Here is a 15,514-nt window from a genome sequence, read left to right as displayed (position 1 = left end):
TATATCTCCTTTACGATCTGTTGTTATACTATTTTCTAGGTATTATTTTATAATTGCGATACAATAGTAGCACTTAATTATTATTGAAGCTGGTGGTGTTTTAAAAGCATCAAATAGTATATTATTTAGCCTAATATTGCTTTAAAAGTATATAATTTATACAATGCGTTGCTTCAAATACTCACTAACATTTAAACACGATTAATTCTAGGAAGAGTTTTCATTATGTTCAAAAAAGTTCGCGGCATGTTTTCAAATGATCTATCGATCGATTTAGGTACAGCTAATACTCTTATATATGTAAAAGGTCAAGGTATTGTACTAAACGAACCTTCAGTTGTTGCTATTCGCCAAGATCATCGTACTGGCACACCTAAAAGTGTTGCTGCTGTTGGGCATGCTGCGAAACAAATGTTAGGACGTACGCCTGGCAATATAGCAGCGATTAGACCAATGAAAGATGGCGTGATTGCAGACTTTTCTGTTACCGAAAAAATGTTACAGTATTTCATTCGCCAAGTGCATAGCCATAGTTTTTTAAGACCAAGCCCGCGTGTGCTTGTTTGTGTACCAGTTGGCGCAACGCAAGTTGAACGTCGTGCTATTCGTGAATCAGCCTTAGGCGCAGGTGCGCGTGAAGTCTATTTAATAGAAGAGCCAATGGCAGCAGCAATAGGTGCCGATTTACCGGTTTCTGCACCAACCGGTTCAATGGTGGTCGATATTGGTGGTGGTACGACTGAAGTTGCGGTTATTTCATTAAATGGTGTAGTTTATTCTGCATCTGCACGAATTGGCGGTGACCGCTTTGATGAAGCAATCATTAATTATGTTCGACGTAATTATGGTGCACTAATTGGTGAAGCAACTGCTGAACGTATTAAACATGTGATTGGTAGTGCTTATCCTGGTGATGAAGTGCTTGAAATTGAAGTTCGTGGTCGTAATCTTGCTGAAGGGGTGCCGCGTAGCTTTACATTAAATTCTAATGAGATTTTAGAAGCACTACAAGAGCCATTAAGTGGCATTGTAAGTGCGGTTAAAGTTGCCTTAGAGCAATGTCCACCAGAACTAGCGTCTGATATTTCAGAGCATGGTATGGTATTAACCGGTGGTGGTGCATTATTACGTAATATCGATAAACTATTGTCAGCTGAAACCGGTATTCATGTTGTTGTGGCTGAAGACCCACTAACATGCGTTGCGCGAGGTGGTGGCAAAGCATTAGATATGGTTGATATGCATGGTGGTGATCTATTTAGTGAAGAGTAAAAGTTCAAACAATGTTAACTAACTCTTAATTAATGAAATGATTAGTAAATATACCTCTCATTTTTCCGCCGACATTGTCGGCGGAGTCATATCTTAAAATAATTAGATCTTGAGTCTATTACAGGTAAGTACTGAACAATGAAATTGCTTTTTTCTAAACGTTCGCCTCTTAGTGTACAATTATTTATGTCTTTGGCTATGTCGTTAGCTTTAATTGCATTAGATATAAATTATCGTCCTTTTAAAGAAGTTCGTTATTATTTAGATACGATTATTTCCCCTTTATATTACATTTCAAATGCTCCCCAAGCCACGCTTGATGGGTTTTATGAAATGTCAAAAACACGAGAAACATTAGAAACAGAAAATGCAAAACTGAATAATTTGTTGCTTGAAAAAAAAGCAGATTTATTATTACTTGATCATCTCAGACATGAAAATAATCGGTTAAGAGAATTACTGGGATCTCCGCTCAGACATGATGAACATAAAATGGCGGCACAAGTTTTATTAGCAGACACAGATCCGTATGTTTATCAAGTCGTTGTAAATAAAGGTCAAAATGATGGGGTTTATGTTGGTCAACCGGTAGTTGATGAAAAAGGGATTGTTGGGCAAATTTATCAAACCGCACAGACAACTAGCCGAGCGATTTTAGTGTGTGATTATCAACATGCCATTCCGGTACAAGTATTAAGAAACGATATATCAATGGTGGCGGTAGGGAATGGTTGTAGCAATGATCTAACGCTTGATTTTTTACCTAATAATGTTGATATTAAAGTTGGCGATGTACTTGTCACTTCAGGACTTGACGGTCGCTTTCCTGAGGGATATCCCGTGGCTGTGGTGAGTTCAGTTAAACTCGATATTAATGATTCAACGCCAATTATTTCGGCAACACCGACAGCGGATTTAAAACGATTACGTTATCTACTATTATTATGGGGAGATCAAGGAGTAAAACATGAGGGGTCATAATGGCATATTATTTATTTGGCTAACATTATTTATTGGATTATGTTTACAAATTATACCATGGCCACCAGCTTACAACATGTTCAAACCTCATTGGTTTATGTTAATTTTAGCCTATTGGTTAATTGCACAACCTTACCAAGTCGGTATTGGCACCGCTTTTTTATTTGGTCTAATGTTAGATTTATGTTCGGGTACTTTTTTAGGTGTACACGCGTTTATTTATTCATTTATTGCTTATTTGCTTGTTTTTAAATATCAGTTACTTCGTAATTTAGCATTGTGGCAACAATCTTTTATAATAATTGCGGTTTCTGTTTGCTATAATGGATTAGTGTTTATATTTCAAGTTAGTATTTATCATATAATTTCGATGTCACCTTATATCTTATTATCAAGTTGTGTGGATGGCTTTTTATGGATATGGATATATCTACTCTTACGACGAATAGCACGGAACTTTGCAATTAATTAAAGGAAACGCTCTTTATGTCTGTTGAATTATTAATGAATGTGACACCGTCAGAAACTCGTGTAGCTTATATTGAAGATGGTGTTTTGCAAGAAATTCATGTCGATCGTGAATCACGTCGTGGTATTGTCGGTAATATATATAAAGGTAAAGTCATTCGAATTTTGCCAGGTATGCAAGCTGCATTTGTTGATATTGGTTTAGAAAAAGCGGCTTTTTTACATGCTTCAGATATTATGCCGCATACTGAATGCGTTTCTTATTCTGAGCAAGAACAATTTCAAGTTAAGGATATTTCTGAACTGGTTCGCCAGGGTCAAGACTTAATGGTACAAGTAGTCAAAGATCCCTTAGGTACAAAAGGGGCAAGACTCACAACTGATATTACCTTACCTTCGCGCTATTTGGTATTAATGCCGGGGCAAAATTCAGCGCATGTCGCCACTTCACAGCGTATTGAAAGTGAAACAGAGCGAGAAAGACTTAAACATATTGTAGAACAATATGTTACGCCAGAAGGTGGCTTTATTGTTCGCACAGCAGCTGAAGGTGCTAACGCACATGAACTTGAACAAGATGCTAATTTTCTAAAACGGTTGTGGAAAAAAATTCAAGAACGAATGGCTCGCCCGATTAGTAAAAATTTAGTGTATGGTGAACTTGAACTATCACAACGGGTATTGCGTGATTTTGTGGGTGATCCGATAGAGCGAATATTGGTCGATTCAAAGCAAACCTATGATCTACTTATTGAGTTCACTCAAGAATTTATGCCTGAAGTAACAAGTAAATTATCGCACTACCGTGGCAGTATTCCGATTTTCGATCTTTATGATACTGAAAACGAAATTCAACGGGCATTGGATCGCAAAGTTAAATTAAAATCGGGTGGTTATTTAATTATTGACCAAACTGAAGCCATGACAACCATTGATATCAATACAGGTGCTTTTGTTGGTCATCGCAATTTAGAAGAAACGATTTTTAACACTAATATTGAAGCAACTATTGCCATAGCTCGACAGTTACGCTTACGTAATTTAGGCGGAATTATTATCATTGATTTTATTGATATGCAAGAAGACTTGCACCGTGAGCGAGTATTGCAATCTTTACAAGATTTTTTATCGAAAGATAGGGCAAGAACAACAATTAATTCGTTTTCGGCATTGGGTTTGGTTGAGATGACACGCAAAAGGACGCGTGAAAGCATCGGTCACATTTTATGCGAGGAGTGTCCAGCATGTAAAGGCAGAGGTATGGTCAAGTCCGTTGAAACAGTTTGTAATGAAATTTTACGTGAAATTGTCCGTGTCTATAAAGCTCATCGTTCTGAATACTTTTTGGTTTATGCATCATCGGCTGTCGCGAATGCTTTAACTACAGATGAATCACATGCTCTAGCCGAAGTCGAAATATTTGTCGGTAAGCGAGTGGAAGTTAAAGTTGAACCGCTTTATATTCAAGAGCAGTATGATGTGGTATTGATGTGATAATTGCTATTTCATCACAATACTCCCGGTCATCATGCTTGTGTTTTATTATAACGATTTGAAATGTGTAATAATAACCCCATTATAAACAAAGATGAAAAACAATTAGCTAAATAACGAATGTGATAAAGTACAGATAAAGGAATTTATGATAATTACTCAAGTGAGTGAACGGTTACTCAATCCCAATAACCTAAGCCACCAAGACCTTTTGAATTTGCTTGATATATTAAGTTCAAGACAAATTGATTTTGGTGATTTATATTTTTTGTCTGGTTACTATGAAAGTTGGTCGCTTGAAGATCGAATTATTAAAAATGCTTCTTTTCATCGTGATCAGGGCGTAGGCGTTCGTGCAATCGTAGGTGAAAAAACTGGATTTGCTTATACAGATCAACTCTCTTTAAACCGTTTAGAGCAAAGTGCTTTAGCCGCTAATTCAATCACTAAACAACAAACCCCAATTGTTGTAACGCCGTTTAAACAAACAGAAGCTGTTGCTATTTACCCAGCTATTAATCCAATTAACTCTTTTTCACAAGAACAAAAAATAGCACTATTAAAGCAAATTGATGCATTAGCACGTTCAATCGATCCAAGAGTCATTGAAGTTTCCGCGAGTTTAATTGGTAGTTATGAAGATATTTTAATTGCAGCAACAGATGGATCGTTGTGCGCTGATGTTCGGCCGTTAGTGCGTTTATCTGTTTCAGTAATCGTTGAAAAAGATGGTAAACGAGAGCATGGCAGTAGTGGTGGTGGTGGGCGTTTTGGTTATGAATATTTTTTAACCACCAATCCTCAAACCGGTGAAAGTATTGCCGATAGCTATACTCGAGAAGCGGTAAGACTTGCGTTAGTATCGCTATCGGCAAAAGCTGCGCCAGCCGGCACAATGCCTGTTATTTTAGGTGCCGGTTGGCCTGGTGTGTTGCTACATGAAGCGGTAGGTCATGGTTTAGAAGGTGACTTTAATCGTAAAAATAGCTCCGTGTTTTCTGGTAAGATAGGCGAGCAGGTCACTTCAGAACTTTGTACGATTGTTGATGATGGTACCATCGAAAATCGACGTGGTTCACTTTCGATTGATGATGAAGGTACACCAACTCAAAAAACGGTTTTAATTGAGAATGGTGTTTTGAAAGGTTATATGTTTGATAAGCTAAATGCTAAGTTAATGGGATGCCATTCTACCGGTAATGGTCGCCGTGAAAATTATGCTTGCTTACCTATGCCAAGAATGACCAATACTTACATGCTAGCGGGTAATTCAACATTTGATGAAATCATTAGTAGTGTAGATTATGGGCTATACGCACCTAACTTTGCTGGCGGACAGGTTGATATTACATCCGGCAAATTTGTATTTTCTGCATCAGAAGCATACCTCATTGAAAAAGGCAAAATTACCCATCCAGTTAAAGGCGCGACATTAATAGGATCGGGCATTGAAACCATGCAACAAATTTCAATGGTAGGGAATGATTTATCACTCGATTCCGGTGTAGGTGTTTGCGGTAAAGCCGGGCAAAGCGTACCTGTCGGTGTTGGACAACCCACTTTAAAAGTGGATAATTTAACGGTTGGTGGTACTATAAATTAGTCATAACTAAATAAGTGAGATATAAAAATAGATGGAAACAATCATTACACTTTATCAAGCATTTGTTCATATGGATATTGCAACACTTTCAAATCCCAATGTGTTATGGATATTATATGGCATGCTGTTTGTCATTATCTTATTAGAAAACGGTGTGTTACCCGCGGCATTTCTACCCGGTGACAGTTTACTGTTTTTAACCGGTGTATTGATAAGTCTTGATGTTTTTCATTTTGGTCTTATAAATTTAATTTTGATTGCCGGCGCCGCTTTTGGCACATGGCTTGGTTATGCACAAGGACGTTGGTTGGGAAATACCAAAATTGTGCAAAATTGGATGGCGCATTTGCCAGAAAAATATCACCATAAATCAGAAGTTCTATTCCATAAATATGGCTTACAAGCTTTATTTATCGGTCGATTTATTGCTTTTGTTCGAACACTATTACCCATGATGGCTGGTTTATCGGGTTTACATAGCCGTAAATTCCATATCTACAATTGGGTTAGTGCAACATTATGGATATTTTTGATTGTTACATTAGGTTATCTATTTGGATTATCACCAATTTTTAAAACCTATGAAAAACAGATCATGTCTTTATTAATGTTAATACCGGTATTTTTATTGGTGCTAGGTTTACTCTTTTCGATTTGGTTAGCAGTAAAACGTTGGTTAAATAATAAAAAACAAGCAAAGCAAGACGGCAAAAAATAAAAGTTGAAATTAACCGATAAGCCGGGTTCTGTCGTGGACAATCATTCCTCTAGGCTAATACTCACGCATTAGCTCAAGCAGTCTACCCGGATTCAACGCGGGCCGCGCCAATGAATCCCTATTTGACCTTGCTCCGAGTGGAGTTTACCGTGCCACAACTGTTACCAGTTGCGCGGTGTGCTCTTACCACACCCTTTCACCCTTACCTGATCTTATTTAAACAATAAGCCATCGGCGGTATACTCTCTGTTGCACTAGTCGTGAATGTTCGCTCTCGCCAACATCCCCCAGGCGTTACCTGGCACTCTGCCCTATGGAGCCCGGACTTTCCTCCCCTCTGTTTGTCTCCTTTAAAAAGGACTACAACAAAGCAGCGATTGTCTGGTTAATTTCGTCCATGAGTATAGCCTAATGCATAATTTTGTCCAGCTCTGTCTTGGACTTGATTAAATAAATGTTGAATGTTTAGGCATTTAAAAATGATTAACGAATAAACAGGCCTAATAACAAGGCGCTAATCAATAGGGGGTAGTCTGTGAACTATTTTAATTACTAGCACATCAAAAAGATGCACTAGTTTTTGTATAAAGGTAAATTAATTACCATTTTTTCTGTCTTTCATTTTCGTCGTAATTAAACCAAGTTACAACACCGTTTGAAATTAGCACATCAAGTGTTCCTTCAACAATATTATATTGGGTTTCGCCAATGAGCATATGACTGGTAGAGCTTTTTTTAGTATATTTATACGTCCACTGGGTCTCATTAGCATTAATGACCTTTCTACTCGTTGGTTCGCCAAATAATGAAATTATCTGTGATTCGGTGGTTGCACCTTCAACGATGTGACTGACTTTTTCTTTACTTAATGGTGTGCCTTGTTCGACAAAATTCTTTTGACTACAGCTTGAAAGGATAATAATTGAAAATAGTGCGATAATGAATTTACTTATATTTTTCATGGTATTGTTACCTGACAACTAACATAATTTTTGAAGTGTCAATAATAACACATGCTCGTCAACGTTCAAGATGAGCGCATTTTTTAATTTTGAAAAAATCAAATTATCATTAATCAAAGAAATTGGTCGATTTTATGTAAATATGGAAACTATATGTGTTTTACTGTTTCCATATTTTCCGCGTATTTGTTATTAATGTACAATAATTTTTATTTTTAGTCTTTATTTTGTCTTAGGACGCGTTTTATTGGTTGGTTTGTATTTGAATTGATATAACGACTAGGCCAGATCTCATGAGGTTGTAAATTGAGAGCTTGAGCTATAATAACTTCGCCTTTAGTCCAGGGTCTAACTAACGCATTACTCAATGTTGATGAACTCAAACCCGATTGTCGGGATAGATTTGCCAGGGTCGTTCCTTGTTTTTTTAAGGCGGCAATAATGTCTGCAGGGTGCCAATCACTAGACTTTATTTTCATTTTTTATTTCCTCTTAGTTTATAACCTTGTGCATCTATGTTATGCTTTGATGTTACTAAAACAAGTAAGTTTACAATTGAACTTTAGTTATTAATAATTATGTTTCTTAATTTATTGTATCAAAGTTTCTTTAATTTCTGTAATTTTTTCTTATTGTGCTAAAATAGGATAGTGAAAATGAAAGAATGGTTCTCGTCAAAAGAGCTATCAAGCATTGCAGGGATGCCATCAACGATACAAGGCGTCAATCGAAAAGCTAGAGCCGAAAAATGGACTTCACGAAAAAGAACGGGTGTTCGTGGTAAAGCGCTAGAGTATCATATTGCCAGTTTACCGTTAGTTGTCAAAAAAGCACTGTATGCAGAAGAAGAAAGTGCAAGCTACGTCGTATCACCTATCGAACCTTTTCAACTATGGATGATTGCATTTGAACAATTATCGGATGATGAAAAATCTATCGTTGCATCTTGGTTAATGCGTAATGGTATTAAAGATTTTATTACTTTTATTAATAAACAGAAAAAAGATAATTAGTGTTATTGTTTAAGCTGAGATATACTTTAACGCTAGTAAAATTCAATTTAGTTGCTAATGGAATTACCAATGGAAAGTCAGTTTCAATTAACAAATAGTAAAGAGATTATTGCATATTTAGTCGAACAATTTCCTAATTGTTTTACGCTTGAAGGCGAAGCTAAACCCCTCAAAATAGGGATATTTCAAGATATCCTTTCTCGTTTGAGCGAAAGTGAAGTTCTGAGTAAAACCAAACTTCGTGTTGCATTGCGTGCTTATACGATGAGTTGGCGTTATTTATATAGTATTAAAGCGGGTGCTAATCGAGTTGATTTAGATGGAAATCCTGATGATATTATTAATGAAGAACAAGAACAATACGCCCAACAACAGTTAAAAGAAAGTAAACAAAAAGCCAAAGAAAGAGCGAAAGAAAAACGTAAAAATTCTCGCCCACCAGTCAAAAAACCGAAGGCTTTAAAAGTGGGTGACTTTGTTAAAGTATTATTAGGCAATAAACCATTAAGAGTTCAAATCATTAATATTGAAAAAGAACATATTAAGGTGAATGTCGGCTCTGGCATGGAATTAACTGTTAAACCTGAGCATATTATTACCAAATAGAGAATTTGCATGAATAAATTACTCAAAGTTGTTATCAAATTAAGCCTTGTTTTATGTATTGTTAGCCAAAGTACGCAGGCTAAGCAAGTTAATAACGAGCAAATACCTGTTCTTAAACAAGATGATATACACCAAGTTGTGGCGAGAAGAGTTACTAACTATTTTACTCAAGCACATTATCGTAATTTTGCTTTAGATGGTGCTTTTTCGGCTAAAATTTTTGATCGTTATTTCAAAATGCTTGATGGTAGCAAAGCAATATTTATTCAAAGTGATGTGGATAGTTTTCGAAATAGGCAAGATTCGCTTGGACAAGAATTATTAGATGGTAATTTGAAAACTGCATACGATATTTATAATCTCGCCTTACAAAAGCGTTATGATCGTTATAAGTATGCTCTTGAGGTTTTGAAGCGCCCAATGGACTTCACCAATAATGACGAAATTGATTTTAAACGTGAAGATATTGCTTGGCCAACTTCTGAAAAAGAACTCGATGCCTATTGGGATAAACGTGTTAAATATGACGAGCTCAGTTTGTCTTTATCTGGTAAAAATGAAGCACAAATTCGTGAAGCACTAACCAAACGATATAATCGTGTTATAAAAACCATTTTACAATCCAATAATGAAGATGCATTCAAAGTGTTTATGAATGCTTTTGCACGTGAAATTGATCCGCATACCAGTTATTTAGCACCGCGTTCAAAACGTGATTTTGATTCTGAAATGAGTTTATCGTTTGAAGGTATTGGCGCAACGCTCAGCCAACAAGATGATTATACTGTCATCATGTCTTTTGTCACTGGTGGGCCGGCTGAAAAAAGTAAGTTGCTAGCTGTTGGCGATAAAATTATCGGTGTTGGTCAAAAAAACTCAGCTATTGAAGATGTTATCGGTTGGCGTTTAGACGATATTGTCGATAAAATTCGTGGTCCAAAAGGTACAGTAGTTAGATTAGAAATTTTACCAGCAGGTAACAATAGCAAATCTAAAATTATTGAACTAACGCGAGATAAGATTCATTTTGAAGATCGTGAAGCCAAATTAAAAATTATCAATAATGAACGTGGAAAAGTGGGTGTTATTGAGATTCCAAGTTTTTATATGGGTTTAACAGATAAAGTCCACGATCTATTATTGCAAGCTAAAAATGAACAACTGCAAGGGTTAGTTATTGATTTACGTGATAATGGCGGTGGTTCTTTAGCTGAAGTTATTACCCTAACGGGATTATTTATTGACAATGGACCAGTAGTACAAGTTCGCGATAATTTACAAAAAGTTGTCGTTTACGACGATAAAAATAAAGGTGCCGACTATGCAGGCCCTATTGTTGTAATGGTCAATCGATATAGCGCTTCGGCTTCTGAAATTTTCGCCGCAGCCATGCAAGATTATGGACGCGCTGTTATTGTTGGTGAAACAACTTATGGTAAAGGCACGGTACAAACTTCTCGTAATATTGCCTATCCTTCTGATTCAAGATTACATCCCAATTGGCCTGAACTTGGCGGTGTGCAATATACTGTACAAAAATTTTACCGTATAAACGGTGGCAGTACCCAACTGAAAGGGGTTGAGCCTGACATTGAAATGAGTAAAACTAAATATATGGACGAAACGGGCGAGCGGTTCTTAGATAATGCTATGCCATGGGATAAAATTCCTTCGTCTGAATATTTGACTGTTGCTAATGTTAAACCGCTTCTACCTGATTTAACGGCTAAGCATTTAACGCGAATAGCTAAAAATCCTGAATTTATCTATCTTGAACAAGATATCAGTGATTTTAATAACAAGAAGGATCGTCAGTACATTGTTTCGTTGAACAAAAAATCGCGTGAAGCAGAGCGAAAAACTTATGATGATCGTGATCTAAAAAGAATGAATGAACGCTTGGCTCGTGAAGGAAAACCAGCCATCGCTAAATTAGACGATTTACCTAAGGACTATAAAATACCCGATGCTTATTTAAATGAAGCGATTGAAATTCTATTAGATTTAGCGCCTAACTATCCAAAAATTGATGTTAGTCAACCCGTAAGTGGATTTATTTCATTAGATCAATCAATTAAATAAAGCTGGGTTCAACAAATAATTGGAGATAATAAACATGTGTACAAATTTGAAATTTGCTTTAGTAACTGTTGTCGCTATACTAGTTGTTTTAGCCGCATTTGGTACTATTGTTGTAATGAATTAAAAAGCTTGATTAATTAGCTTGTGATCATTATAGTATGCAACCTGCTTTAATTAGCGGGTTGATAAATTTTGGTGAGGTGTCCGAGTGGTTGAAGGAGCACGCCTGGAAAGTGTGTATACGGCAACGTATCAAGGGTTCGAATCCCTTCCTCACCGCCATAAATTTTTATTATTTAGTCATTGAAGGATAAAAGCCGTCAGGTTTTAACTGTCAGGAGTGACTTTCAATGTTACTTTGACAATATGCATTCACGTTAACAAGACCGAAAGTGACGAGTAGAACCTTCCTCCTCCTAGAATATTTGGAGCCATTATGGAAAACTTACGCACTGTTCAGGACTTTATACGCTGGACAACCTCCCAATTTAGCCAGTCTGATATCTATTTAGGTCATGGAACTGATAACCCGATTGATGAAGCCAAGCAGCTTATTTTAACAACATTAGGTTTATCATTATTTATTCCGCCAGAATTTTATGCCAGCAGTCTTACTGAGTCTGAAAAACAACAGTTACTGGATCTGATTCAAAAACGCATTGAAGATCGGGTTCCAACGCCTTATTTAACCAATCAAGCTTGGTTTTGTGGTCACCAATTTTATGTTGATGAACGGGTGTTAATACCGCGCTCACCAATTGGTGAATTAATTGATAATCACTTTTCCAACTTGTTAACAACTGAGCCAAAATTAATATTAGATATGTGCACAGGCAGTGGTTGTATTGGTATTGCCTGTGCATATGCATTTCCTGATGCGCAAGTTGATATTTCTGACATATCATTAGAGGCGTTAGATGTTGCGCAAACGAATATTGAATTACATGAAATGCAATTTCAAGTAACGCCGATATTATCGGATTTATTCGATAATCTGCCGGTTAAAAAATATGATGTTATTGTTTCAAATCCTCCTTATGTTGATGACGAAGACATGCGTGATCTCCCTGATGAGTTTTTATATGAACCTAAATTGGCATTAGAAGCGGGCGTTGATGGCTTAGATCTTGTGAAAAGAATTTTACGTGATTCCGTCAATTATCTAACACCAAATGGTGTTTTAATATGTGAAGTAGGAAATAGTTGGATCAGTTTGCAAGAACAATATCCTGATATTCCATTCAATTGGATAACGTTTGAACATGGTGGACTTGGTGTATTTTCAATATCGTGTCAAACCTTAATAGAATTTCACCACTATTTTAAATAATGTGTTATTAATCATTGGAAATAAAATTTATGTCTGGAAACTCGATCGGTAAGTTATTTAAAGTCACCACTTTTGGCGAATCACATGGCATAGCATTAGGATGTGTTGTAGATGGTGTACCACCGGGACTTGCTTTAACTGAATCCGATATGCAGCACGATCTCGATCGACGCCGTCCTGGTTCTTCTCGTTATACTACGCAGCGCCGCGAAGCAGATCAAGTTAAAATATTATCAGGTGTTTTTGATGGTGTCACAACCGGCACCAGTATCGGTTTGATGATTGAAAATACCGATCAACGTTCACAAGATTATAGCAAAATTAAAGATATCTTTCGCCCTAGTCATGCTGACTACACCTACCAAAAAAAATATGGCACACGTGATTACCGAGGTGGCGGTCGATCATCGGCGCGCGAAACAGCAATGCGTGTTGCGGCAGGTGCTATAGCTAAAAAATATTTAAACGAAAAACTCGGCATTACTATTCGTGGTTATTTAGCTCAAATGGGTGATATTGAATGTCAATTAAGAGATTGGCAACAAGTTGAACAAAATTCCTTTTTTTGTGCTGATGAAAGTAAACTTGAGCAACTTGATGAATTATTAAGAAAATTAAAAAAAGAGGGTGATTCAATTGGTGCGAAAGTCACTGTTGTCGCTGAAAATGTACCGGTTGGGCTGGGTGAACCAGTTTTTGATAAGTTAGATGCTGAATTGGCCCATGCATTAATGAGTATTAATGCAGTTAAAGGGGTCGAAATAGGTGATGGCTTTGCTGTTATTACTAAACGTGGTAGCGAAAATCGCGACGAGATTAGTCCAGAAGGTTTTTTATCCAACCACGCCGGTGGCATCTTAGGCGGTATCAGCTCAGGACAAACCATTTTAGCCAACATTGCCTTAAAACCTACACCAAGCATTGAAATTGCAGGTCGATCGATTAATGTACAAGGTGAAGCCGTTGAAGTATCGACGCATGGTCGGCATGATCCATGCGTGGGTATAAGAGCAGTTCCCATCGCTGAAGCAATGGTTGCTATTGTTTTAATGGATCACTACCTTCGTTATCGTGCTCAATGCAGTGATGTGAATCCGCTATGAATTACGAACTCCTTATTCTGCTGTTTGCCATAGCAGTTTTAGCGGGATTCATCGACTCAATTGCCGGTGGAGGTGGGCTACTCACCGTGCCGGCACTATTGGCAGTCGGTTTACCGCCGGCTAGTGCCTTAGCGACTAATAAGTTACAAAGTTGTGGTGGATCATTCTCGGCTAGTCTCTACTTTATCCGTGAGCGCATGGTTAATCTTAGAGAACAAAAAATCGCAATTATCTTCGCCTTTATCGGCTCCGCAGTTGGTACTGTTTCGGTGATGCATATCCAAGCCGATTTTCTAAGACTATTATTACCGATATTAACGATCAGTGTTGGGTTATATTTCCTACTCTCACCAACAATCGGAGAACAAGACCGCAAAAGCCGCCTGACCACCCTACAATTTGCCCTTATTCCGGCGTTAGCAATTGGTTTTTATGACGGCTTTTTTGGACCCGGTGCCGGTTCCTTCTATGCTTTAGCCTATATTACCCTTGCCGGATTTAATCTGACAAAAGCAACTGCGCATACCAAAGTCCTAAACTTTACCTCAAACTTAGCGGGATTGTTATTTTTTATTATGGGCGGACAAGTGGTCTGGTCGATAGGTTTAGTCATGTTAGTCGGACAATTCATCGGCGCAAGATTAGGCGCTAAAATGGTTATTGCGAAAGGAAGAAAATTAATAAGACCAATGTTGATTATTGTTTCTACAGTTATGAGTATTAAGTTGATTTATGAGAACTTCTTCTGATGATTAGATTTTGCTTTTGATTGTTAGCTAACCGTCATTGATGATAAATTTTGTTTTAATATATTTAGCTAATAAAACGTGGGACACAAAAGATTCAGAATTTTTAATCGTAATAACATAGATATATTTAAGCTAAACTAATAGAACGATTTTTACATTTTCAATACTTTTGCAGTAAACGATCTAAATATACTTAATGCACTGTTTCAATGTAATGGTAATAATATGCTGCCATCGTTATCGCCCCAAAGCTAACAAGAATATTTGACACACTCCTTTAACGTTGCGATTTAAAATATATTTTTGTTTATCAATGGTAGTTGTTACTGTTTTGAATAAAAAGCAATTGATGTATTTTTAATATTGTTAAATAAATTGTCGAGCAGAGTAATTATAAATTGTAATTTGTTCGCATTAGATTTCAAACAGACTATTTCAAGTCAATATCATTGAAACATTATCAATAATTACACCATCGTTTTTACCCTTTTTTTTCGCTAGATTTAAAGATTAATAAAATCAATGTATTACAAAACAGTTAAAAAAAAGGGTTTTTAAGTAATAAAACAATATTTACCTTTATGCCAAAGGCGATTATAGTATGTGCTGTTCTAGCTCAATACCGTGTAGGTAGTTTAGAAAGTGATGCTGAAACATCATGCCGTTAGTGAGTTGCTCAATACCGTGTAGGTAGTTTAGAAAATCACCATTAAATATTTTTTTTGAAACATCAAGCTCAATACCGTGTAGGTAGTTTAGAAATGAATATTACCCTAAAAACCACCGCGCTGTAAGCTCAATACCGTGTAGGTAGTTTAGAAAAGTAGTAACGGAAGAGGACCGACTTGTTTATCGCTCAATACCGTGTAGGTAGTTTAGAAAACTCAAATATTAATAAATCAGATTTTGCTTTCGCTCAATACCGTGTAGGTAGTTTAGAAAATTTGTAAACGTTCATACCGCAGGTAACACCTGCTCAATACCGTGTAGGTAGTTTAGAAAACCCTACAATCAAAAATGCTGGTGCAAGTCCTGCTCAATACCGTGTAGGTAGTTTAGAAAGAGTTTATGTAATTAAACAAATTAAAAAAGGCGCTCAATACCGTGTAGGTAGTTAAAGAAAGCAAAAATTT

15 protein-coding genes, 1 tRNA gene, 1 other RNA gene and 1 CRISPR repeat array are annotated in these 15,514 nt (G+C 36.7%); of the genes, 14 read left to right on the top strand and 3 right to left on the bottom strand.

Annotation, left to right across the window (positions count from 1 at the left end; translation table 11 throughout):
- Nucleotides 1-225: 225 nt before the first annotated feature.
- From J3U63_RS02325 to J3U63_RS02300, 6 genes are all read left to right on the top strand, one after another.
- A complete protein-coding gene (locus J3U63_RS02325) occupies nucleotides 226-1,272 on the top strand; it encodes a rod shape-determining protein (RefSeq protein WP_065634343.1) in 1,047 nt (348 codons plus the stop codon).
- Between the two features lie 138 nt (nucleotides 1,273-1,410).
- On the top strand, nucleotides 1,411-2,253 hold the full coding sequence (gene mreC, locus J3U63_RS02320; protein ID WP_267333310.1) for a rod shape-determining protein MreC: 843 nt from the start codon (nucleotides 1,411-1,413) through the stop codon (nucleotides 2,251-2,253).
- A complete protein-coding gene (mreD, locus tag J3U63_RS02315; protein ID WP_267370351.1) occupies nucleotides 2,240-2,725 on the top strand; it encodes a rod shape-determining protein MreD in 486 nt (161 codons plus the stop codon). The genes mreC and mreD overlap by 14 nt, the downstream gene beginning before the upstream one ends.
- Nucleotides 2,726-2,739: 14 nt before the next feature.
- Complete coding sequence (gene rng / locus J3U63_RS02310; protein WP_267333311.1) at nucleotides 2,740-4,215, top strand: ribonuclease G; 1,476 nt, start codon at nucleotides 2,740-2,742, stop codon at nucleotides 4,213-4,215.
- 148 nt (nucleotides 4,216-4,363) lie between these two features.
- On the top strand, nucleotides 4,364-5,818 hold the full coding sequence (tldD, locus tag J3U63_RS02305; protein WP_267333312.1) for a metalloprotease TldD: 1,455 nt from the start codon (nucleotides 4,364-4,366) through the stop codon (nucleotides 5,816-5,818).
- Nucleotides 5,819-5,849: 31 nt separating this feature from the next.
- On the top strand, nucleotides 5,850-6,536 hold the full coding sequence (locus tag J3U63_RS02300) for a DedA family protein (protein ID WP_267370350.1): 687 nt from the start codon (nucleotides 5,850-5,852) through the stop codon (nucleotides 6,534-6,536).
- A gap of 1 nt (nucleotide 6,537) precedes the next feature.
- Here J3U63_RS02300 and rnpB read toward each other — a convergent pair.
- The 3 genes from rnpB to J3U63_RS02285 form a co-directional block, all read right to left on the bottom strand.
- Nucleotides 6,538-6,929: RNase P RNA component class A (gene rnpB / locus J3U63_RS02295), an RNA gene on the bottom strand.
- Between the two features lie 206 nt (nucleotides 6,930-7,135).
- Complete coding sequence (gene bamE / locus J3U63_RS02290; protein ID WP_267370348.1) at nucleotides 7,136-7,498, bottom strand: outer membrane protein assembly factor BamE domain-containing protein; 363 nt, start codon at nucleotides 7,496-7,498, stop codon at nucleotides 7,136-7,138.
- A gap of 215 nt (nucleotides 7,499-7,713) precedes the next feature.
- Nucleotides 7,714-7,977, bottom strand: a complete 264-nt coding sequence (locus tag J3U63_RS02285; RefSeq protein WP_065634350.1) for a helix-turn-helix domain-containing protein — start codon at nucleotides 7,975-7,977, stop codon at nucleotides 7,714-7,716.
- A 177-nt stretch (nucleotides 7,978-8,154) separates the two neighbouring features.
- Here J3U63_RS02285 and J3U63_RS02280 point away from each other — a divergent pair, with 177 nt between their 5' ends.
- The 8 genes from J3U63_RS02280 (at nucleotide 8,155) to J3U63_RS02250 (ending at nucleotide 14,381) form a co-directional block, all read left to right on the top strand.
- Nucleotides 8,155-8,511 (top strand): DNA-binding protein, encoded by a 357-nt coding sequence (locus tag J3U63_RS02280; protein ID WP_065634351.1) that lies wholly within the window; start codon nucleotides 8,155-8,157, stop codon nucleotides 8,509-8,511.
- A gap of 69 nt (nucleotides 8,512-8,580) precedes the next feature.
- The gene (proQ, locus tag J3U63_RS02275) at nucleotides 8,581-9,117 is read left to right on the top strand and encodes an RNA chaperone ProQ (RefSeq protein ID WP_267333315.1); all 537 of its coding nucleotides are present in this window, start codon (nucleotides 8,581-8,583) and stop codon (nucleotides 9,115-9,117) included.
- A 9-nt stretch (nucleotides 9,118-9,126) separates the two neighbouring features.
- Nucleotides 9,127-11,199 carry a carboxy terminal-processing peptidase gene (gene prc, locus J3U63_RS02270; RefSeq protein WP_267333316.1) on the top strand — a complete coding sequence of 691 codons (2,073 nt, stop codon included), beginning with the start codon at nucleotides 9,127-9,129 and terminating at the stop codon, nucleotides 11,197-11,199.
- Nucleotides 11,200-11,233: 34 nt separating this feature from the next.
- Entirely contained in the window at nucleotides 11,234-11,323 is a 90-nt protein-coding gene (locus J3U63_RS13285; protein ID WP_416379566.1) for a YnhF family membrane protein, read from the top strand.
- A 70-nt stretch (nucleotides 11,324-11,393) separates the two neighbouring features.
- Nucleotides 11,394-11,481, top strand: a tRNA-Ser gene (locus J3U63_RS02265).
- Nucleotides 11,482-11,635: 154 nt separating this feature from the next.
- Nucleotides 11,636-12,529, top strand: coding sequence for a 50S ribosomal protein L3 N(5)-glutamine methyltransferase (prmB, locus tag J3U63_RS02260; RefSeq protein WP_267370347.1), 894 nt, complete (start codon nucleotides 11,636-11,638; stop codon nucleotides 12,527-12,529).
- 29 nt (nucleotides 12,530-12,558) lie between these two features.
- Nucleotides 12,559-13,632 carry a chorismate synthase gene (aroC, locus tag J3U63_RS02255; protein ID WP_267348754.1) on the top strand — a complete coding sequence of 358 codons (1,074 nt, stop codon included), beginning with the start codon at nucleotides 12,559-12,561 and terminating at the stop codon, nucleotides 13,630-13,632.
- Nucleotides 13,629-14,381 (top strand): TSUP family transporter, encoded by a 753-nt coding sequence (locus tag J3U63_RS02250; RefSeq protein WP_065634356.1) that lies wholly within the window; start codon nucleotides 13,629-13,631, stop codon nucleotides 14,379-14,381. The genes aroC and J3U63_RS02250 overlap by 4 nt, the downstream gene beginning before the upstream one ends.
- A 614-nt stretch (nucleotides 14,382-14,995) precedes the next feature.
- Nucleotides 14,996-15,503: a CRISPR direct-repeat array (repeat unit 28 nt; unit sequence GCTCAATACCGTGTAGGTAGTTTAGAAA).
- Nucleotides 15,504-15,514: the final 11 nt, after the last annotated feature.

Origin of the sequence: Gilliamella sp. B2838 (genome assembly GCF_026536185.1) — a bacterium.
GTDB lineage: Bacteria > Pseudomonadota > Gammaproteobacteria > Enterobacterales > Orbaceae > Gilliamella.
The sequence above is the reverse complement of the archived record's forward strand: the minus strand, read 5'-3'. Positions and strand labels throughout refer to the sequence as shown.